Genomic DNA, 22,033 nt, shown 5'->3' on the forward strand with positions numbered 1-22,033 from the left:
AATCTGAGTCTATATCCACACCGTTAAATATAGATACCTCAACAAAAACTCACTATATTTAAACGATCCTCAAAATTGATAGCTTCAAAGTTAGATTTTGCCGCACCAAAAGGCTAATTTAACAAGAATAATTCAACAAAAGAGTTTGTACACTGATAAAAATGCTGTCAAAGTAGATTTCAGATACAGATCCTTAAGTTTGTAATCATCAATTTTAAGTGACCTTTTAAATTAGATTTAACCTGATATTTGCTGGAGCCACATTATGTGTTCAATTTTTTCGATTTTAGATATCCAATCAGACGCTAAAGAATTGCGTCAAGTGGCTTTAGAAATGTCTAAGCTATTGCGTCACCGTGGACCAGACTGGTCTGGTGTCTATGCCGATGATAAAGTCATTCTTGCCCATGAAAGACTTGCCATTGTCGATGTCGATCATGGCGCTCAGCCATTAATCAGTGAAGACGAAACCATTGTGCTGGCGGTTAACGGTGAAATTTATAACCACAAACAACTGAAAGCTGAGTTAGGCGACAAATACCGCTACAAAACCAACTCTGATTGTGAAGTTATCTTGGCCTTATACCAAGAATACGGTGTCGATTTTTTAGATAAATTAAACGGTATTTTTGCGTTTGTGCTTTACGATAAAACTCAAGATGCCTTCTTAATTGGCCGTGATCACATGGGGATTATTCCATTGTATTCAGGCCGCGATAGCTTAGGTAACTACTATATTGCATCAGAAATGAAAGCTCTAATGCCAGTATGTAAAACCGTTGAAGAATTTAAACCAGGCCATTACCATTTCTCAAAAGATGGCGATTTAACCCAGTATTATCACCGTGACTGGTGCGATTATGACGCAGTAAAAGATAACCCAGCCAGCAAAGAAGAATTACGTGATGCGCTAGAAGCCGCTGTAAAACGTCAATTAATGTCTGATGTCCCTTATGGGGTATTGTTATCTGGCGGCCTAGATTCATCGGTAATTTCAGCGATTACTCAAACTTATGCTAAGCATCGTATCGAAAACGACGGTGAAACCGATGCTTGGTGGCCGCAACTGCATTCATTTGCAGTGGGACTTGAAGGCGCACCAGATTTAATCGCTGCCAAAAAAGTTGCTGATTCAATTGGCACTATTCACCATGAAATTCATTTCACCTTCCAGGAAGGTTTAGATGCGATTAAAGAAGTGATTTACCACTTAGAAACTTATGATGTCACCACCATTCGTGCGGCGACACCTATGTATTTAATGGCCCGTAAAATTAAAGCTATGGGTATTAAAATGGTACTGTCAGGCGAAGGGGCTGATGAATTATTTGGTGGTTACTTGTATTTTCATAAAGCGCCAAATGCACAGGCATTCCATGAAGAATTAGTCAGAAAGCTGGATAAATTACATTTATTTGATTGCTTGCGTGCTAACAAAGCCATGGCAGCTTGGGGACTAGAAGCCCGTGTACCATTCTTAGATAAAGAGTTTATGGATGTGGCAATGCGCATTAACCCCGAAGCCAAGATGTCTAAAGATGGCCGCATTGAAAAGAACATTTTACGTGAAGCCTTTGAACACGCTCTTCCCCATGAAGTGGTATGGCGTCAAAAAGAGCAATTTAGTGATGGTGTTGGTTATTCATGGATTGACGGCCTAAAAGATATTGCCGCAGAACAAGTTGATGACTTGCAGCTCGCAAATGCTAAATTTAGATTCCCATACAACACCCCAGAATCTAAAGAAGCTTATTACTACCGCTGTTTCTTTGAAGAGTTCTTCCCCCTAGAAACCGCAGCCGAAACAGTGCCAGGAGGCAAAACGGTAGCCTGCTCAACCCCTGAAGCCTTACTTTGGGATGCAAGCTTACAAGGCATTAACGACCCATCAGGCCGTGCCGTTAAAAATGTGCATGACAGTGCTTATTAAGCATAATCTAGTGTCATAAGTCATTTAACAGCCATCTAAATTATAGGTGGCTGTTTTAGTTACTGTTCACCAATTTTCATTAATGATTCAATTCAAACTTTATTCGTTTCCAGTTAAACTGCAGCTACAACTTCCACCATATAAAAAGCCACTATGACTGCCGTTTCCATTTTTCATCTTGAAATGCTTTGCCTTGAACAATTCAATCCCAAATTAGATGCTAAAGATCTCACCGTCATCAAAGCTGAAAAACAACAATTTGAATTTAATAAATTTTTATATCAGTTTGTGGGGAGTGCTTGGCAATGGACCGACAAGTTGTCTTGGACTGATGAGCAATGGCAAGCTTACAGCGAGGCTGACAACTTGCATCTGTATGTGGCTTATTTTCAAGGCTCACCAGCGGGCTACTTTGAGCTGCAACAACAAGCACAGGGTAACGTTGAAATCATGTATTTTGGTTTAGGCAATCGTTTTATCGGCCAAGGAATGGGCGGTTATTTACTAAGCCAAGCCATTGAGAATGCATGGGCACTTTCAGGCACCCAACGCGTCTGGGTTCATACCTGCTCTTTAGATCATCCTAGTGCCTTACTCAATTATCAAGCTCGCGGCTTCAAACTGTTCAAAACTGAGATCGAATAATAACTCTAAACCCATGATGATTTAAAAGCCCCATTATCCAAAAAGCGCTGCTAAACATGTCGTTTAGCAGCGCTTTTTAATCAGCATAAATTTAATCGCTCGATTAATAGGGCTTTCTTTGCTCTGCCCTAATTTTTAAACTATCAACTAAAGCCAATTTTTCAGCATCATTCATAGTATGCCAAGCAAGAATTTCATCATAGCTTCGGTGGCAACCAAGACAAATATCAGCTTCATCTAAGCAGCAATTTGCCATACAAGGATTACGTGGGCCATTCGGGCCACTGGAGGCGATCATTATTCTGACCAAACGGCATATTCATTGCCGTTAACATCGTCAAAATGAAATCGTTTTCCGCCAGGAAAGTTAAATATCCCTTTAACAATACTGCCACCAGCAGCAATAATGTTCCGCTGGCTAGTTTCTAAACATTGGCTGTATAACACGATAAGTGGGCTACCACGGCTCACCTTGAAGTTTTCATCAGCAACATAAAAGCCGCCTTCAATACCTACATCTAAAAAGCAGCTGTATTCAGGGCCGTAATCTTTAAATTGCCAACCAAATGCTTCGGTAAAGAATGCCTTTGTCTTGATCAAGTCTTTAACCGGTAATTCGATATAGTTAATCTTATGATGCTGGGACATTGGCACTCCTTCAATTTAAACTCACTCGCTTATAAAGTAGTGGAGATTAGGACTATTGTCGATTATTAATCGAGCAAAGCAAGAAAACTTACGCTTGTACTAACGCCGCTACAGCACCAATGATACCGCCAAATACGCCGCCCCAAACAACCAGCCAGCCTAAATGTTTACGGATCATTTCTTGAATAATATCTTTAACCATTTCTGGGGTTAATTCATTTAAACGTTGCTCAACAATATTTGCGACTTTCGCTTGTAAGTCCGCCATCACGTTGGGCTGTTCTAACTCGTTTATAAGGATTTGATTAAACGCTTCACTTTGAGCAAGGTCAGTCAGCGATAGCTTCATTTTTTCGATAAAAGGCTCTTTTAACGGTATTAAAGCTTCTGTACCGCCAAACATTGCTAGCATTCCACCAAATGAGGATTGCTCTACTGTAGTGATTAACGCATCAAATGATGGCTCTAAATCCACTTTTTCAATAACGGGTGTTAAGTCTATTGCTGAAGCATTATTTTCCGTCAGTAATCTATCAATATTTTCTTGAGTAAAAAACTGCTCCATCATCAGATGCTTAATGCCACCTTTAAACTCTTCAAAGCGAGATGGGATCACACCTGAGCCATATAAGCCTGGTACTTTTTCAAATAACATATGCACTGCCAGCCAGTTTGTCACTGCGCCTGACAAGGCAAATAAACCAATAGTAAAAACCACTGGTAAAGCTAAAAAATGCCCCGCAACAACTAATGCAGCGGCGATGACATTGACTATTAAACTCTTGTTCAATCTAAAATCCTCGGACATAAAAAAACCTTTGGCATTTTATCAATTTCCAAAGGTTATACTAGGGGCTGACTCAATAATAAAATTTATAACTAAGGTTCACTGTGGTAAAGGTACATTCCCTCAACTTCAGTCATATTCGTCAAGCTTGAGCTTAGCTCATTATTATTGACCTGAGTTCGTTTTACAAAAAGGACCTCTGTGCCTAGTGCTAACGTTTTAGCTTTATCGAGCAGAGCAGTCGCGATCCCCTTGCCTCGAAACTCTTCAGCAACGAACACATCATCAAAATACCAAACCGATTTTAATAATAAAGAAGAATAGGATGGGTATAACTGAACAAAGCCTAATGCTTGTTCATCTTCTAACGCCACGAATATCATCGAATCATTTTCAGCTAAACGGGAGGTAACAAAGTGGCGACATTTTTGCGGTTCAGCATTAAAGCCTAAACTTTGCCTATAATCATCAAATAATGTGACTAGAACATTGAGATCAAGTTCAGAAGCGAGTCTAATTTGCATCCTTGCATCCTTTTTTTAAAAGAATCAAACCATACAGTTGCTACATCTGAGTAAGAAATTACCCTTGGCTATTACACCACGAGATAAAGCATTGATTAATCTATATAGCTAACCAAGACAGGTAATTTGATACCACAGCAGCCCAAAAATCTAAATGAAGAAATTATTCATTAATACATAAGCTTAATTTGTAACCTCGCAATTGTCTATTTAAAAAGCAAATGAAGATAAATTGTAAAAAAGTTTTAAAACCGACGAGTAACTGAACCTTAATTTGGTTAAAATGTCTAAATTCAACTATAGCCATTATTCAGCAATAGGCTCGATGTTTATGAAGTCATCTTTAAAAGCGTTAACATTAGCATTCAAACAGCGCCCTCGTTACCAAAAAATCGTCATTTACACTGCGATGTTGTATCTGATTTTTGTCATGATATTAGGATTATTAATCCCTTTTATCGCAACAAAACAACTGCCTAAAAGCCTATCAGCTTTACTCGGTAGAGATGTCAGCATTGAAGCCATCAAGATTAACCCTTTCAGCTTTGAATTGAGTGTCGATAACATCAATATCGCAGAAGATGACACAGCTAACACCTTCATGCACATTAACCATATTGCCACCGATATTATGGTGTGGAAGTCTCTTTTTAACTTAGATGTATCACTAGACTACCTGACTATTGATGGTACTGATGTCGCCTTAGCAAGATTTGCGTCAAGCGCTAACGGTTCTAATAGTGCTTACCAATATAATTTTTCAGATATTGTCACCACCTTAGCCAACAATTCGATTGATGAAGAAGTTAAACCAGAGCCCAATGACAGTGACCCTATCTCCTTCAACATCAACAATTTCACTTTTGCCAATGCAAATATTAAGATTACCGATGCCATTACCGATTCAGCTTTAAGCTATAACGAGATATCAATATTACTAAAGCAATTTAGCACCACGGCGCTATTAGATAGCAGCACTAACGCCAATCAATTTTCATTGAAGCTTGATGATAATCAAACCGGTAAAATTACCCTCAATGGCCAAGTGCAACTTAGCCCACTGATAGTTAGTGGCCAATTGGATGTCAATTCACTGTCAGTAACGCCTTATTGGCGTTTGGTCGATAGCTTATTTGAGGCTAGCCTGACATCAGCTGATATCAAGCTCAATAGCACCTTTTTAATCACGCAAAAAAGCCCTGACACCCCAATAGAAGTTTCACTAACAAACACTGATTTTGCCCTAAAAAATTTAACCGCCAAAGATGCTAACAGAAACGTCGCCAGTATTGGTTTACTTGCTCTTAATGGGATAACCGTATCAACGGCCAAGCGCAGCATTGATATCAATGAGCTGCAAACAAACAATGCTGACTTCTGGCTTACTGCAGCGCCAGAGAATATCAATTTCGTGAATTTATTCTCACCAAAACTTGAACAGCTTGAGCACATTTTAGGCACCTCAGAGCCTGCAGCTAATTCAACGATTAATGCACCTAAAAACGCTAACACTGACGTCATTGAGCCAAACTCAAATACTGAAAGTGAACCACAATGGCTAGTCACGTTAAATAAACTGAACCTAAGTGACTATAAAATTGAAGTCACTGAAAGTGTTGCCACTGAGCTTGAAAATTATTGGCTGTTTAGTGGCTTATCACTGTCAACAGAGCAATTTAAATCTGATCTATCATTACCCCTAAGCTACCAGTTGGGCGTTGATATCAATAATCAAAGCCGCATTGATTCTAGCGGCCAATTTGATGCTAAAAATATCAATTTAGAAGCCGAACTTGATTATCAAAATGCCAGCTTAGCCAAGTTACAGCCCTATATATCGCCATTTATGAACATCACCCTTGAATCCGGTTTTTTCAGTACCAAAGGTCATATCAGTGCCGATACTAAGGATAAATTAATCTATCAAGGCCAAGCTTCAATCATTGATTTAAAGATAAAAGATAATTTGCTTAAACAGCCACTGCTAAACTGGCAAGCGATGACTGTTAGTGAGCTTAAGTTTGATCAACACGCTAAATCCCTGTCCATTGATGAAATCTTGTTTGATACCCTATTTAGCCGTTTGATCATTGCTGAAGATAGAAGCACTAACATTGCCGATTTAGTCGTTAGCCAAGTTCAGCCCGCTGATAGTACGATCGTCACCGAAGCAGCACCTGCAACAGCACCTGCAGAGGCCGCATTATCTTCAAACAATGAGGCAAAAGCGCAAATCAACGCCCAAGTCGCCACCTCAGATACCACTGAAGCAGCATTTAACTTATCGATTAATAGAGTTGCTTTTAAAGATAGCTCCGCCTTCTTTGCCGATAATTCATTAACACCAAACTTTGCCTCAGGAATTGAGCAACTTAATGGTGAGATCACCCAATTATCTTCCAATCCAGACACTAGAGCTTCAGTTGATTTAGCCGGTAAAATCGATAAATATGCCCCTGTGACGTTAAAAGGCGATGTAAACCCGCTATTAGCTAACCCATACCTTGATTTAAACTTAGCCTTTAATAAGGTGGAGCTCACTTCAGTTAACCCCTATTCTGGTACTTACGCGGGCTATTACATCGACAAGGGCCAATTGTCGCTAGCGCTTAATTATCAGCTAGAAAATAATCAATTAGTGGGTAGTAATCATTTGGTTATTGATCAATTACAACTGGGTAAACCCACGGATAGCTCCCTCGCCACTTCTTTGCCTATCACCTTAGCCATTGCCCTATTACAAGACCGACATGGTGTGATAGACCTCGGGGTTGATGTTGATGGTGATTTAGACTCGCCAAGTTTCAGCATTGGCGGCATTGTGATGACCGCTATCACTAACGTCATTACCAAAGCCATCACAGCGCCGTTTTCACTGTTGGCAGGTTTAGTTGGCGGTGATGATGACGAGATGGATAAAATTGCATTTGATTATGGTCAATTTGATATTACTGATAAGCAGCAAAGCACATTAACATCACTGGCAAAGGCCCTTAACGATAGACCGCTACTGAAGCTTAATGTTAGAGGTGACGTTGATTTAGTTAACGACCAACAAGCCTTGCAAGTACAGCAGTTACATCAAAAGCTGGCGCAATTAGCACAAATACCCGCAGAGGAATTACCGGCGGATTTATCTGCTAGCCAATACCCTCAGCAAGGGCCATTAACTGACGCATTAATAGCTTTATATCAATCAGATTTACAACTAGATCCGCAGTTAATTAAACAAGCCATTAGTGAAGAGCACCCACAAATTGACAGTGTCGAGCTTCAAACTCGCTGGCACATCGCTTTATATAACTTTACTCTTAATCAGCAAGATATCTCAGAAGACGAACTCGGCGAATTAGCTCAGCAACGTGCTAACGCGGTTAAAACCTTTTTGGTAGAGCAGGCTCAAATCGACCCAAGTCGAGTGTTTATTTTAGAAAGCAGAGTCAATACCGACAAAAATGCGGCCTTAGCGACCTTAAGTCTGGATGCTAACTAAGTAAAATTCGATTCAAAACAGAGCGTCACTAACATTTTAGAACAGCACTGTAATAGATACAGTGCTGTTCTCTGTGATAAACATCACGTAAACTGTGACAAAATGGATTGCGGTAAAAATGGATTATCGCAAAAGCTGTTTAATCCATTACATAAAATAACAAGATCAATTATTAAAACTGAATATTTAAGGAAGCAGTATGTTTGCCATTCGTTGGATCCTTGGCCGTATCATCTTATTACTTAACTTTGTTTTCCCTCCTAAAAAGCGTCAGCGACCTATCATTGAACAAGCTAAAATTGATGAGCAAACAAAGTCGTTAGCCCTTTATCAATATGCCGCTTGTCCTTTTTGCGTTAAGGTGCGCCGTTCAATTCGCCGCCAAGGCCTTAATATTGCTACAGTTGATGCCAAACAAGACGTTCATAAACAGCAACTGGTTAATGAAGGCGGTCACTTAAAAGTGCCATGTTTAAAAATACAACAAGATGGTCAAACTCAGTGGATGTATGAGTCTAAGGACATTATTGCTTATTTATCGAAACAATACGCTTAAGCGCTTTTATTGAGATAACTGCTGGCTTGAATTGATTTAAGCCAGTACATTTGTTTTACGCCCTTGATAACAAGCAGCCTCAAGCCCCCAATCATCCATCGCCAATATCTGACAGCTATTTTTTACAGATAAAATCCAGAAGGATTAATTTAGTGTTCAAGTTTTTATTTACGCTTACCAGTACATTACTCCTCAGTGCATGTGCAACCCAAGCACCCGATCCCGAATTATTCGCAGGTAAATATAGAGATACCTTTAGCTCATCAATAAAAGGGGAAGGCATCAAACTATTTACTTATAAAGCTAAGGTCGCTAATGCAACAGACCGCGGTATAGAAGATCCACTGCCACATCAGCAGCGTGTTGATCGCCGTAAGCAAGATGCCCGCAGTTATGCAAGAGAACAGGAGCGTCGAGCCGACTTTTTGGCGCTATGGAGTGCTCAGGTGGATTTAGGTCTAGAGAAAACCCTCGATATGAATGGCTACTGTAAAGAAGGCTATATTGTACTTCATCGCAATGTCAGTGAAGGCAGAGGTGAGATTCGAGGCGAATGCAATGATGGTGCAACTGCAGCCGACATTCAGAAATTTAGCCGTAAGTATTAACCTTCGGTGCCTAAATGTTAATTACATTAACATTCAAACTGCCTAACTAGCACAAGATCAATAAATAACGCAGTTATACTGTATACCCATAGTAGATTGCGCTAAACTTAGCGCTATTCAAGACATTTAGCTTAGCGCACCACTAGCTAATTTTATTTTCCAAATCGTGCCCAGCTGGCACTTTTTAAAAGAGTTACCAAGTATCATGAACAGAAAACAGCTAATGATAAAAAAGACCGCCAAGCGGGCTAAAGCAAAAAAAAATAAAATTACGCCGGATAATCCGCAAAAAAATCCAAAGGTTGGCTATATTTCAAAAGCTGAGCGAGCGCGAATTGCTTTAGAAGAAGAGCAACAATTGTTAGCAGCAGACAACAACTCTGCAGCTGAAGTGCTTGAAGCCAAGGAAAATACCCAAGCTTAATCGCCACAAAGGTTTTTATAAAAAGACCTTTATAAAAAGATTATTAAAAAAGCCCTCAACATACTATGTTGAGGGCTTTTTACATCTTGTTGCCCATTGAGTTTTACAAGGCAGCATTCAGACAGCGACTTGAGTCAATCTGTGATGCACTAGCTTTTCGGCGTTCGCGGGTTATCTAAATCCCCATCACGGACAATCTCTTCACACAATGGCTCTTCGTTTAATTGCGCTAACTGAATATATGATGACGACTGCGGTGAGCTGGTCGGGCTCATTTCTAATTCAATCTCATCATCAATGGTCTGTGGCTTAATTAGCTGCTGAGGCCCTTGTGAAGCCGCTTGAAGCTTATCAACCAAACGATAACCCAACCACACTCCGCCAACACCAAATAAAATAGACCCAATCGCTTGACCAATTAATACGCCGTATACGCCGCCCATTTGCGCGCCAAAATAAACAAAAGGAATGGTGCCTAAGGTCGCTTTACCTACGTTAAAAAAAGTTGAGTATTTGGGTTTACCAAGATTATTAAATGCGGCATTAGCGACAAATAACACCCCTGAAAACACGAAAAATATTGCAATGTATTTACAGAAAAACAAAATAATATCTGCCGCGTCACCTTTCATATCAAAGGCTGACACAATCACATTTCTGGATAAAAACAGCAATAACGACACCACTAACACGTAAACAAAACAAAATTGAATCGCCTTAGTTAAGCTTTCTTTTACTCGTTCAAATTCTTGCGCGCCATAGTTTTGCCCGATAATAGGCCCTACTGCGCCGCTTAAAGCAAAAATCATCCCAAAGCTTACGGGGATTAACCTACCAAGCACCGCCCAACCAGCAACATAACTGTCACCAAAATCAGCAACCGCTTTAGTGACCACCGCGTTACCAATTGGTGTCGCCACATTGGTAATCATCGCAGGCAGAGCAATGGAATAAACAATGCTAATATCTTCAACAAAATGCTGACGGTTAAACTGACCTAACATCTTATGCTTCACAATGACCCCTCTGGCAGAGACCACAAATACCGCAATTCGGGCAATAACTGAGGCAATTGCTGCGCCTTCAATGCCCATCCCTAAGGCAAAAATGAATATCGGATCTAGTACCAGATTTACACCGCCACCCGCTAAGGTAGACAACATGGACAATTTCGCATCGCCAATGGCTCTTAAAGCGCCACCTAACGCCATAGCTAAACAAATAAAAGGTAAAGAAGGCACCAAAATTTGCAGATAACTTTGCGCCAACACCGCTGTTTTCCCCGTTGCGCCAATGAGAGCCAGTAACTCGGGAATAAATATAAACACCACAATCGCAACAAAAATACTGGTTAGCAGAGAGATCAACGCGCTGTTAAGCAACATTCTTTTAGCTAGCACCATATTTTTAGCGCCAACAGCACGGGAGACAAGCGCCCCAAGCGCAATGGATAAACCAATCCCAATTGAAGTCGTAAAAAAAGAAATCGCCCCGGCATAACCCACGGCGGCAGCTAATTCCAACTCACCGAGCAAACTGAGGAAAAAGATATCTAATAAATCCACCACAAACAGCGCAGAAATTCCCACTGCGGCGGTGGAGCTCATAACCAATATATGACGAAATATTGGCCCTTGAACAAATTTAGCTTCGGTCATGACTCCCCTTCAAGGTTGCTGATTTCTAACTCACTGCCACAGTGATGGCAAAACAATGCATGTAATTGATGACCACGAGCGCCGCAGTTACTGCATTTTCTTAAATCTTTATTCAGTTCTCTTTCTGCGCCCATTTCATGGGAAATTTCAGCAGTTAATATTCCAGTTGGTATCGCAATAATAGAATAACCTATCAACATGGTCAGCGATGCAATGGCTTGGCCTAAATTGGTTTGCGGAGTGATATCACCATATCCAACCGTGGTTATGGTAACGATAGTCCAATACATGGACTTAGGGATCGAAGTAAACCCGTTACTTGGCCCCTCAACCACATACATCACCACACTCAGCGCCATAATAATCAGACTCACTGAAAAGAAGAAGATGAAGACTTTGCGTCTAGCGTGGATCATCGCCTTAAGTAAAATATTGCCTTCACTTAAATAGCGTAATAACTTTAACACTCTGAAAATTCTGAATAACCGTAATACTCTAAAGGCCAATGAAATATTGGCTCCTGGGATAATCAGCGCTAAAAAGCTTGGCAGAATTGACATTAAATCCACAATGCCATAAAAGCTACGCATATAGGACCAGCGATTAAGTGAGCCGTATATTCTCAGCAAATACTCAAAGGTAAATAACCAAGTAAACCCCCATTCAGCGTAATAAATCGCTTGGCCATACTGAGCATGAACGCTATCTATCGTGTCTAAGACAATCAGCGTTACACTGAGTAAAATACAAATAATCAGTGTTATATCAAAGCCTTTACCCAAAGGGGTGTCGGTACCAAATATAATGGTTCGGATTTGCTTTTTATAATGGTTATCGTGTTTATCTTCTAACGTCATGGGTTACTCTACAATCCACTTAAATTTAATACCGCCCTAAGGAAAAAGTAAGGTATTATCACTAACGATATCTGCTCTAATCATTTTTATGCGAAGCATATTTTGAACTGATACTCATGTTAACATTATTAACATAAAACAAATTAGAAAATCCTGCTTTTTTGGAGTCTGCATGCGCTTGGTTAAATCCCTTATTTTTATCGTCATTTTACAGTCTAGTACGGTTCTTGCGTCTGTTGATAAATTAACTCAAGCAAAAGTTGATTTAGTTGTTGTGAACAAGTCAGAAGCTAAAATGTCTATCTACCAGCAAGGCAAGGTATTAAAAACCTATCAAATTGCCATGGGCGATGCCCCACAAGGCCATAAATTTAAAGAAGGCGATCAACGCACTCCCCAAGGCCGCTATGTTTTAGACTATAAAAAGTCAGACAGTGCATTTTATAAATCAATTCATATTTCTTACCCTAATGAAGAAGATAAATTACGTGCCAATGCCCTAGGTGTTAGTCCTGGCGGCATGATTATGATCCACGGTCAAAACCCCAACTCAGAATTACCCCCTGAACAAGCTCAGCAATACAATTGGACTAACGGCTGTATTGCGGTGACTAATAAAGAAATGGATGAGTTGTGGCGAGTCATCGAAGAAGGCACCCCAATCGAAATTTGGCCTTAACCTTCACAGCTTAATAATATTAACAATATCGTGATAGCGGTTGAGTGCGACTAATACTCCAGCCTATACAAACGGATACTACCGATGAATTACCCTTATTTAATAGAAACTTGGCCAGAATTTAGCGCACGCATTGAGGCCTTCATTAGCCAACTTGGTTTAGATAAACTGTCTCTTGAATGTGATCACTGCGCTTTAAGAGTCAATGACGCAGATAAAGCAAAATTACTCACAGAGCAATTCAGTGAGCACGGTGAAGTGATTTCGAATAATATGATTAACGGCCGACCGATATTGATCATTAAACTGACCCAGCCACTGACACTGGCAGATAAAAACGTTACTTGTGTTGAGCTGCCCTACCCATCAGATAAAAGCTATCCCGTTGAAGGCTGGGAACATGTTGAGCTAGTCATGCCTTCTACTGCACAAACCTGCGAGCAATTAGTTACCGAGTTAGTTGAAAAAGTACCGACACTCGCCCCTATCATCGCTGGTGAAACAGCCATTAAAGTTAAGCAAAGCTCGCCTAAAGGGGATAATGAACGCTTAGCCAATCCCACAATTGCCTTTAAAGCCGAGGGCATTTGCGTCAAAGTGCATCCATTAGGGATCGAAGCCATTATTGCGAGCGAGCTAAATTAAAACGGCATAAAAAAGCCGTTATTAACATAACGGCTTTAAGTACCAGCCCTGTTTAAGAAGGGTTATTTGTCGTAATATTGGCTTATTGCTTTTCTGCGGTTTTAGCCTTGTTTTCAGCCGCAAGCACACTCTCCATTGACGGCACAATTGACACGGGATCCAGACGCTTTTGGAACCAGTTCAAACGCCAATCGAGATGCGGTCCAGTCACCCGCCCTGTTGCACCTATTTCAGCTAGTGGTTGGCCTTGAGTGACCACATCACCTTCTTTGGCATATAACTTACTCAGATGTAAAAAAGTCGAGTTAATACCATATCCATGGTCAATGATTAACGTGCCACCTGAATAGAACATATCTGGCACTGATAAGGTAATAACCCCATCAGCCGGAGACACGACAACCGTTCCCGTAGGACGGGCAACATCTACACCATAATGCGGGTTACCCGGCTTACCATTGTAAACTCGCTGACTACCATAAACCCCTGAAATCCTGCCAGTTACCGGCCAGATAAACGCTTGCATAAAGGCATCTTGCTCACTGAACACATTACGTGCGGCGCGAGTTTGCTTTGAGTCCTTTGCAGCTCTAGCTTGCGCCACAGGATCTGGCTGCATGATTTTTTTACTAATGCCGGTTAAGCGATCAATTTTATATTCACGGCTCGCAATTGTCAGTGGTTTAAGTTGTGTTAACCCATCAGGATAAGTCACTTCTAGCAGCTGCTCTGTTTTTGCTTCGCGCTCAAAACCAATAGCAAATTGGCCTTTTGGAGTCACTTTTACCACTTCGCCATTAAGCTTGACTGCGCTACCAGCAGGAACAGTGCCACGCACTAACGCGCCTTGCTCTAACTTGCCTTGTAAATTAATACTGCCATAACTGGCAACAGAAAACAGCGTAACCATAACCAATGAAGATAGTTTTAATCCCTTCAAAAACATATAAATAACCTTAATCCTTGCTAATTCAGCTCACACTCAAAATGCTAAGTTTACTTAACGGCGATGGCGCCTTTACCCACACCTTCAAAGGCAATGACTTTGAACACAGAATCTGGAGATTTAGCAGCCATAGTGTCAGCAATAAATTGTGCTAACAACTCAACGGTGGTGTCGTGGGGAATGATGTCACAATTCGCTTTGGGCATTGCCAATTGAAAGTCACCTTGTGGGGCTTGATAATGAAAGCCCAAATGGCTGTCATCAGAGATACGGGTTTGCGGTGATAATGCTAAGGCGTGCACAGAGACAACATCTTCTTCACTGCCCAAGTAAATATCTTGCCAGCGATCGGCCCAGTATTTATCCCATTTAGGCGCAGCAATGCCGTTTTCAAACACAGTTATAGGGCTACGGTGACCGTGAGCAATACGCTGGCAGTTACCGTCATGCTTTCGTAAACCATGGGTGTAGTGGTAATAAGGGCTTTCAAGCACTTCGGTGCGCAAAGTTAAGCTAATGCCTTGAACATTATCAGGCAGTGCCTGACGTAATGCTTTAATTAAAAAGGCATTAACGCTTTCAAAATCGATAACTTCAGTAGGTATAAGCGCAAAGGCTTGTGATGGGCATGCCAGATGAATATCACCTTGCTGACTGGTGAAATCCATCCATACTCTGTCGCCCTGCTGCTGCCAACGAACGTCACTGCATGCGGTAGGTATTAATAGTCGGTGATCTGCTACATCATCAATGGTGCTTTTGATGGTCTTTTTAACTTTAGAAAAATCGAGCACCATATTTTGCTCATCTAAACCACCATCAAGCAATACATCAACAATCCAGCTTTCGCCCACCATGCCCCGAATTGGACATAAATAAGAAAAGTCGATTACGGTTAAATCTTTTACAAACAGTTGCATTCAAGCTCCTAGACAGAAAAACAGTCCGTCTCAGTTTAAAAGTGTCCCAAATAGCGATGGCTAAGGGGATCCTAAAATTAAAGCTATTCTAAACAAAAGCAGACCAAGGCGCGAGAAACATCAGCAAATATAGTAAAAAACTCATAAGCACAATTAATAGGGGTAAAAGGAAAACTACTCAATTTTATAACCCACACCGTAAATAGAGTGCAGTAAATCAGCTTGTTTATTATTGAGTAATAATTTTGAACGTAAGTTTTTGATATGACTGTCAATGGTGCGAGAGCTCACAACGCGGTCATCGACATAGCAAACTTGCATTAAACTATCACGGGAATGCACCACGCCCGGTCTTTTAAGCATAGTATGCAAAAGCCTAAACTCAACGGGGGTTAAATCGACCTCTACGCTAGCAGCGTGGCATTTAAAACGCTCAAGATTTATCACTAGATGCTTATAGGCTATTTCATCTTCAGCAAGTTGAGCGCTAGGCTCCATTCGTCTAATAATTGCTTTAACCCTTGCTACCACTTCCCTTGCTGAAAAAGGTTTACAGACATAATCATCAGCGCCAATTTCTAAGCCAATTAAACGATCAATCTCTTCAACGCGCGCAGTTAACATCAAAATAGGCACGTTTGAAAATGACCGCACTTCTTTACAGATAGTCAAGCCATCTTTGTGCGGTAACATTAAATCTAAAATGACAAAATCAATAGCGTCATTTTGGATCCTTGCGACAGCATCAAGCCCATCGTGTAAAACCGTAGTGACAAAGCCTTCAAGGGTTAAAAAATCCACAAGCACTTGGGCTATTTTGGGCTCATCCTCTACAATCAATACGCGTTTATTTTGATAATGATTATTCATGGTCTATGAATACTCCGTTACTTGTAACAACAGCCAAGTAGCTAGGCCAATGGCAATACAATCTCAATACATAAACCGCCAAGATTAGAAGGCCTTGCGGTAATTGTCCCTTTATGGGCTTCTACAATATTTCGGCAAATCGTGAGTCCAAGGCCTGCGCCATTACTGCGGCGCACCCGAGAGCTATCTTGTCGATGAAGCGCCTCAAATAGTAGCTCGCAATCGTCTGTCGCTACTGAAGGTTTAGTATCATTAATTAATATCAGCACCTTGGTATTTTGCTGAATTAAATCGACATCAATACTACCTGGAGAGTCTGTATAAGCGACTGAATTTAATAAAACATTAGAAATTAGTTGCTGAATTCTCATTTTATCAGCATTGATTAATACCGGCTCAATATGGTTAAAACGGTAGCCTAACCCTTTAGCAGAAATTTTATTGCCTAATGAGGCTATTGTTTCTGAAATGCACTCAGTGAGATCCATCGGTTGGATATTGTATTTAAGTCCACCGACATCAGATAAAGACAGCTGATACAAATCATCGACTAGATGTTTGATGCGCATGACTTCTTGCTCTAGTGACTCAAGTTGTTGTTGATCAAATTGACGAATTCCCGCTTTAATGGCGTCAATTTCACCACACAAAATACTTAAGGGGGTTCGAAGCTCATGTGATATATCGGCAAACCATCTATTTTTTGCAGTACGGTTTTTATCTAAAATCATCGCTAAATGGTCAATGTCATTCATTAATTGACCTAATTCATCTTGACGTTGCTGAGTAAAACGTTCGTTGTAATTCCCCTTTGAAAGAAAGGAAATACCTTTCACCACCTCTTTCACTGGCACTAATAAGAACCGAGCTAACAGCCATGAAATAATACTTGCCAATAACAAGCAGCCCAAACCTATCCAGAGTGTGGTCCAAAGCTGTTGTTGCGAAAAAATAGCTGCAGATTCACTATTAACCTTAACGATTGGTGAGCTATATAACTTAGCAATAAGCTCTCCTTTATAGGTAACAGGAACATAAGTTGCCTTATTACGGTCATCGATAGCCACGCCGGCAAGTAACTTATTCTCTAAGTTGTAAATTGCTGTAGGAGGTCCAAAGCGCACCTGAGGCTTCACCTCTCTATCCCTTCTTTTGCTGTCGGGTCTTTTATGAGGCGGCGGTTGCCGGTGTTCTGGCTCAAAGCCTTTAGCGGGTTTTCGATGTTCAGATAAGTGTGGCGGTCTTCGATCTGGGTGTGGTATACCTTGCCTATTCGACAATGAATCATTTCGCCCCAAATGCCTTGGAGCCGGCCCTGGTGAATGTAGTCTGAGTAATTGCTTATATTGGTCTAAGCTAATGTTACTCCAATTAAAAGCTGACTGCTGATACAAATCAGCCACTGCAGTTGATAAACGAGCTAAACGTTCTTGTTCTAGGGTATTAATATAATTTAGAAAGCCTTGATCAAAGCTCCACCTTGCTAACGATAACGTCGCAAGTAACACTATGCTAGTTAAGCCCACAAAGGCTAAAAATAATTTCTTTGATATTTTCATAAACTAAGTATATCGACCTACAAGGCTGCAAACTAGCAACAACAATGACTTGGCTGTAATCTCCATGAAATCTGCACAATTACTGCATATTTAATTGCTAACCTAATGATGAATCAAACAAAGGCTTTAATAAAAAGTCATATCGTTATCACTAGGATGGATTAAAAATGAAAAGAATAGCCTCTTTACTTGCCCTTATTCCTTTACTGACATTGATGTCAGCCAATATCATCGCACAAGAAAAAAACCGTCAAATGCGTAAACCACCACAAGAAGCTTATGCAATCTGTGAAAATAAAAACGCTGAAGATCAAGTTAGCTTCACGACGCCAAAAGGCGATGAAATCGAAGCCACCTGTATTTTAATCGATGAAGAACTCGTTGCTGTACCTAATAACCACACACCGCCAGAACATAAACAAAAACGTGGTCAATAAATAGGAGCCTGATATGCAAGTCTTAATGAGCAATAACATCTCGGCACAACAAAGTCAGCTAAACACGCAATCAAGCAGCAAGCCTGAAAGACCACAAGGTCCACCGCCACCTGGAAGCACTCCACCAGGACTAGAAAAAGCAGTATCGACCTTAACTGAAGAACAACAAGCTGATATTTCATCAATGTTAAGTGCATTAACCCCAGAGCAGCATGAGTCTTTGAAATTAGCGTTAGATGAGCTAAAACCTATGGCTGAAACCTTATCAAAAGATGATATGGGAGACGTATTTCTAATAACGTTAACTGAAATAGCAAACACTTCAACCGAAAATGATATCAGCAACACAATAGATATATACGCATAAATCAGTTTAAAAGTGGACTTTTCTATTACAGTAAAGTCCTTAAATAATCGCCTATAAACAAAATTTAAGGACTTTTATTTACTGTTTGTTAAGAGAGGCGTGAGTGTTGATGCTAATTGCGGACGACTAAAATAATAACCTTGTGCTTGATCGCAGCCATTTTCCAATAAAAAAGCCGCTTGCTCTTTAGTTTCTACCCCTTCAGCAATGATGTCGAGATTAAGTGCATGACCTAACACAATAATAGCTTTGGCTATTGCGGTATTATGACTATCAAATGGAATATCGCAGACAAAAGACTGATCGATTTTAAGCACATTAATAGGTAACTTTTTAAGGTAACTTAACGATGAATAACCGGTTCCAAAATCATCAACAGATAATTGAATTCCCATGTCCCCCAAGCGTTTTAAATCACTGATCACTTTTTCAGGTTCATACATCATGCAGCTTTCAGTCATCTCTAACTCAAGACAACTAGCAGGCATTCCAGTTTCTTGCAAAATCATTGCGACATTGTCGATAAAATTACTGCGCTGAAATTGTATACTGGCAACGTTAACGGCAATCCGACCAAAATGATAGCCATTATCAAGCCATTGCTTGCCTTGAAGACAAGCCATTCGAAGTACTACTAAACCAATTTCGTGAATTAAACCGGTTTTTTCAGCAATAGGAATAAACTCAGCTGGTGAAATAAAACCATACTCCCGATGCTCCCATCGGATCAACGCCTCTAGTCCCACCAATTGACCACTACTCAACGATAATTTAGGTTGATAAACTAAATGAAAATGCTGCTCTTGAATGGCTTCGTGTAAAGCATTTTGGATTTTCAAATGCGCTACTGAGTTCATTGTCATAGCTGAATCGTAAAAGGTTACTGTATTACGACCACTTTGTTTTGCTATATGTAACGCTGTATCGGCATTTTGTAATAAGTTTTCGCTATTTACAGAATCATGGGGGAAAACTGAAACGCCCATACTCACGGTAATTCGAATTAAAGAACTGTCATCAAATCTAAATGGCTGCTCTATTAGAGACTTAATATGATTTACACGGGATGCCACCATATCACTCTGAGTATTATCATTTAAAACAAGCACAAACTCGTCACTGCTTAGGCGGCCAACAGTACAATGATCATGACTGATATTGGATAATCTGCGGCCGACTTCAACTAATAGTTTATCACCCACCTCGTGACCTAAACTGTCGTTAATATGTTTGAAAAAATCAATATCGAACATTATAACAGCAAGTTGAGATTGTTTAGTTGCCGCATGCTCAACTTGAACTTGTAAATTAGACCGTAATAAAATTCGATTAGGTAATTGGGTTAAGTTGTCGTAATAAGCTAAATTCTCGAGCTTTTCTTCGTTAATTTTCTGCTTTGATATATCTGAAAATACAGCTACGAAAAAATTAATAGTATCATCTTGGCCATAAACCGCATTAATGGTAGCTCCTTGGAGGAATATGTTACCGTTTTTTCTTTTATTCCAAATTTCGCCACGCCACTTACCTTTTACTAGCAAAGTATTCCACATTTTGGCAAAAAACTCAGCATCATGTTTGCCGGAATTTAAAATACGTGGATTTTGACCTATAGCCTCTTCACGTTCAAAGCCGGTAATATTGGAAAATGCACTATTAACTTCAGTTATATTGCCATCTCTGTCGGTAACTAATACACCATCAATCGTGTTCTCAACCACACTTTCGGCCAGTAACAATTGTTTTTCATTTTGTCTATGCCGACCAATATTTCGGGTAATACCGATAACGCCTTGGATAGTATTTGTATTATCGATTAATGGCGCTTTAACCGTTTCTAACCAGTGACGGTTATTGTTTGGATCTGTGCCTTCACACTCAGACACTACAATCGGTTTTCTTGCCAAAATCGCACTGTTATCGGTCTCGATAAAAAGCTTTGTTGTTTCAACATCAAATAGATCATGGTCCATTTTACCGACTATTTGACCCGTCTTTTTATTCCAAGCTTTTTCTATACTCTGATTACAAACAATATACTTACCGTCAAGATCCTTTACCCAAATATGTTCACTAAAAGCATCAATGAAATTCTGTAAGTTAATGGATTGATATTGTTCCTGTTGGGAGTGAAGCTTAGATAAAGAGTGTTCCAGGCTATCAACAGTGAGATTAATTAAAGCTAAGTTAAAATCTTTAGATAACAATTTAGAATAAATCGCACAAAAGCAGCCCAGTTGTTTACCGTAATCATCAACAAGAGGTTGCAGATGGATACTATATTGTTTTTGTTTATGGGTTATTGATATGACTTGATTAGTGGCTAATTCCGATAAAGGAATATTATTGATGACTGGAGTGGTAATTTGCTGTAATTCGCGTAAATCTCTATCGATGATTTCTTCATTACATGCCACATAACGCATCATCTGCTGAGCATCTAACAAAAAGGCACACACATCAGTACTCAGTGCTTTTGCCGTTATATCTAAGGTTTTTTGCCAATAAGCTTTGATATTTTGAGTTGTATGCATTGCTAAAAAGAACCTACTTATTGGACTTTACACTTATATATACATTTGATTATATAGCCACACAGAAAGTTAATAAATCAGTAAACCGCGGATCTGCTAGCTAGATCATTTAACTGATAAAAAACCACTTAAATATTTGTATGATTTTATAAGATACTGATATTGGCATGCTGTTTTAAGGGAGGGTTACAGTTGAGGGTACTGTTCTTTACTTAAAACAGTGCAAACGGTTGAAATAGGCTTGATAAACTGATCGAGATACTGTAACTACTATTGGCTTACGATGATAAAACTTCATAGAAACATAATTTCAATAATATAGTTCTACTCAGCGGCAGATATTTAATTGAATTCGACAACGAAAAAGTCATATTCTAAAGGCACAGACAACTCAGCTAACATTCTTTTTCTTTATCAATATAAAGCTGAAAATAATTAAATTACAAAACGAAAAAAACCTCTACATTGCTGTATAGGCTTTCGTCTTTACGTTGGCGGAGCGGACTTACTCTTATCAAGAGACGAACCCTCGCCCACGGCGTGACAGGCCGTTGATCTCTAATCAAGCGTCTAAGCAACTGAATTACCGCTGCTTTAGCAAACTACTTTTGCATGTCACTATTATTCATTCTTTAAATAACAGATACGAAAAAGCCCTGCTATTGCTAGCAGGGCTTATCGTAATGTTGGCGGAGCGGACTTACTCTTATCAAGAGACGAACCCTCGCCCCCGGCGTGACAGGCCGTTGATCTCTAATCAAGCGTCTAAGCAACTGAATTACCGCTGCTTTAGCAAACTACTTTAGCAGGTCACTATTATTCATTCTTTAAATAACAGATACGAAAAAGCCCTGCTATTGCTAGCAGGGCTTATCGTAATGTTGGCGGAGCGGACTTACTCTTATCAAGAGACGAACCCTCGCCCCCGGCGTGACAGGCCGTTGAT

General features: G+C 40.1%; 21 protein-coding genes. 10 read left to right on the forward strand and 11 right to left on the reverse strand.

All coding sequences use genetic code 11. The features are described 5' to 3' along the window. The first annotated feature begins 265 nt into the window (after positions 1-265). Both asnB and AB4160_RS00595 read left to right on the forward strand, forming a co-directional pair. Complete coding sequence (asnB, locus tag AB4160_RS00590; RefSeq protein ID WP_102476607.1) at positions 266-1,930, forward strand: asparagine synthase B; 1,665 nt, start codon at positions 266-268, stop codon at positions 1,928-1,930. Positions 1,931-2,083: 153 nt separating this feature from the next. Then, positions 2,084-2,575 carry a GNAT family N-acetyltransferase gene (locus tag AB4160_RS00595; RefSeq protein ID WP_303414242.1) on the forward strand — a complete coding sequence of 164 codons (492 nt, stop codon included), beginning with the start codon at positions 2,084-2,086 and terminating at the stop codon, positions 2,573-2,575. 103 nt (positions 2,576-2,678) lie between these two features. Here the strand turns inward: AB4160_RS00595 and AB4160_RS00600 are convergent, their stop codons facing one another. The 4 genes from AB4160_RS00600 to AB4160_RS00615 all read right to left on the reverse strand — a co-directional run bounded on the left by AB4160_RS00600 (position 2,679) and on the right by AB4160_RS00615 (position 4,534). Continuing rightward, a complete protein-coding gene (locus AB4160_RS00600) occupies positions 2,679-2,873 on the reverse strand; it encodes a DUF1289 domain-containing protein (RefSeq protein WP_102436834.1) in 195 nt (64 codons plus the stop codon). Beyond that, entirely contained in the window at positions 2,873-3,223 is a 351-nt protein-coding gene (locus AB4160_RS00605; protein WP_372003205.1) for a VOC family protein, read from the reverse strand. Before AB4160_RS00605 ends, AB4160_RS00600 begins: the two co-directional genes overlap by 1 nt. A gap of 88 nt (positions 3,224-3,311) precedes the next feature. Beyond that, positions 3,312-4,013 carry a DUF445 family protein gene (locus AB4160_RS00610; protein WP_102436830.1) on the reverse strand — a complete coding sequence of 234 codons (702 nt, stop codon included), beginning with the start codon at positions 4,011-4,013 and terminating at the stop codon, positions 3,312-3,314. A gap of 89 nt (positions 4,014-4,102) precedes the next feature. After that, complete coding sequence (locus tag AB4160_RS00615) at positions 4,103-4,534, reverse strand: N-acetyltransferase family protein (protein WP_372003208.1); 432 nt, start codon at positions 4,532-4,534, stop codon at positions 4,103-4,105. Positions 4,535-4,865: 331 nt separating this feature from the next. Here AB4160_RS00615 and AB4160_RS00620 point away from each other — a divergent pair, with 331 nt between their 5' ends. The 4 genes from AB4160_RS00620 to AB4160_RS00635 all read left to right on the forward strand — a co-directional run bounded on the left by AB4160_RS00620 (position 4,866) and on the right by AB4160_RS00635 (position 9,615). After that, positions 4,866-8,027 carry a DUF748 domain-containing protein gene (locus AB4160_RS00620; protein WP_372003211.1) on the forward strand — a complete coding sequence of 1,054 codons (3,162 nt, stop codon included), beginning with the start codon at positions 4,866-4,868 and terminating at the stop codon, positions 8,025-8,027. A 199-nt stretch (positions 8,028-8,226) separates the two neighbouring features. After that, entirely contained in the window at positions 8,227-8,583 is a 357-nt protein-coding gene (locus AB4160_RS00625) for a glutathione S-transferase N-terminal domain-containing protein (protein WP_372003214.1), read from the forward strand. A 152-nt stretch (positions 8,584-8,735) separates the two neighbouring features. Next, positions 8,736-9,191, forward strand: a complete 456-nt coding sequence (locus AB4160_RS00630) for a hypothetical protein (RefSeq protein WP_102436822.1) — start codon at positions 8,736-8,738, stop codon at positions 9,189-9,191. A gap of 223 nt (positions 9,192-9,414) precedes the next feature. Continuing rightward, positions 9,415-9,615, forward strand: a complete 201-nt coding sequence (locus AB4160_RS00635; RefSeq protein WP_372000778.1) for a DUF2986 domain-containing protein — start codon at positions 9,415-9,417, stop codon at positions 9,613-9,615. Between the two features lie 149 nt (positions 9,616-9,764). Here AB4160_RS00635 and AB4160_RS00640 read toward each other — a convergent pair whose 3' ends face one another. Beyond that, positions 9,765-11,273 carry an MATE family efflux transporter gene (locus AB4160_RS00640; protein WP_102436818.1) on the reverse strand — a complete coding sequence of 503 codons (1,509 nt, stop codon included), beginning with the start codon at positions 11,271-11,273 and terminating at the stop codon, positions 9,765-9,767. Continuing rightward, positions 11,270-12,130, reverse strand: coding sequence for an ion transporter (locus tag AB4160_RS00645; protein ID WP_102436816.1), 861 nt, complete (start codon positions 12,128-12,130; stop codon positions 11,270-11,272). Before AB4160_RS00645 ends, AB4160_RS00640 begins: the two co-directional genes overlap by 4 nt. Positions 12,131-12,302: 172 nt before the next feature. Between AB4160_RS00645 and AB4160_RS00650 the strand changes: the two genes are divergently transcribed. Next, positions 12,303-12,809: a murein L,D-transpeptidase family protein gene (locus AB4160_RS00650; protein WP_102436814.1), complete on the forward strand. Its 507-nt coding sequence runs from the start codon at positions 12,303-12,305 to the stop codon at positions 12,807-12,809. Positions 12,810-12,893: 84 nt separating this feature from the next. Further along, positions 12,894-13,454 (forward strand): VOC family protein, encoded by a 561-nt coding sequence (locus AB4160_RS00655; RefSeq protein WP_102476610.1) that lies wholly within the window; start codon positions 12,894-12,896, stop codon positions 13,452-13,454. A gap of 82 nt (positions 13,455-13,536) precedes the next feature. On the opposite strand, the gene AB4160_RS00660 is transcribed toward AB4160_RS00655, so the two are convergent. The 4 genes from AB4160_RS00660 to AB4160_RS00675 all read right to left on the reverse strand — a co-directional run bounded on the left by AB4160_RS00660 (position 13,537) and on the right by AB4160_RS00675 (position 17,749). Continuing rightward, positions 13,537-14,400 (reverse strand): M23 family metallopeptidase, encoded by an 864-nt coding sequence (locus tag AB4160_RS00660; RefSeq protein WP_102436811.1) that lies wholly within the window; start codon positions 14,398-14,400, stop codon positions 13,537-13,539. A gap of 50 nt (positions 14,401-14,450) precedes the next feature. Continuing rightward, entirely contained in the window at positions 14,451-15,320 is an 870-nt protein-coding gene (locus AB4160_RS00665) for a 6-carboxytetrahydropterin synthase (protein ID WP_102436809.1), read from the reverse strand. A 174-nt stretch (positions 15,321-15,494) separates the two neighbouring features. Further along, the gene (locus AB4160_RS00670) at positions 15,495-16,190 is read right to left on the reverse strand and encodes a response regulator (protein ID WP_102436807.1); all 696 of its coding nucleotides are present in this window, start codon (positions 16,188-16,190) and stop codon (positions 15,495-15,497) included. Positions 16,191-16,231: 41 nt separating this feature from the next. Then, positions 16,232-17,749: an ATP-binding protein gene (locus tag AB4160_RS00675; protein WP_303503422.1), complete on the reverse strand. Its 1,518-nt coding sequence runs from the start codon at positions 17,747-17,749 to the stop codon at positions 16,232-16,234. Positions 17,750-17,916: 167 nt separating this feature from the next. On the opposite strand from AB4160_RS00675, the gene AB4160_RS00680 reads away from it, so the two are divergent. Beyond that, a complete protein-coding gene (locus tag AB4160_RS00680; RefSeq protein ID WP_102436803.1) occupies positions 17,917-18,186 on the forward strand; it encodes a hypothetical protein in 270 nt (89 codons plus the stop codon). 13 nt (positions 18,187-18,199) lie between these two features. Beyond that, on the forward strand, positions 18,200-18,553 hold the full coding sequence (locus AB4160_RS00685; protein ID WP_372003219.1) for a hypothetical protein: 354 nt from the start codon (positions 18,200-18,202) through the stop codon (positions 18,551-18,553). A 74-nt stretch (positions 18,554-18,627) separates the two neighbouring features. Here AB4160_RS00685 and AB4160_RS00690 read toward each other — a convergent pair whose 3' ends face one another. After that, the gene (locus AB4160_RS00690) at positions 18,628-21,087 is read right to left on the reverse strand and encodes an EAL domain-containing protein (RefSeq protein ID WP_372003222.1); all 2,460 of its coding nucleotides are present in this window, start codon (positions 21,085-21,087) and stop codon (positions 18,628-18,630) included. Positions 21,088-22,033 lie beyond the last annotated feature (946 nt).

The organism is Shewanella sp. 10N.286.51.B8, from assembly GCF_041469325.1.
Taxonomy (GTDB): domain Bacteria; phylum Pseudomonadota; class Gammaproteobacteria; order Enterobacterales; family Shewanellaceae; genus Shewanella.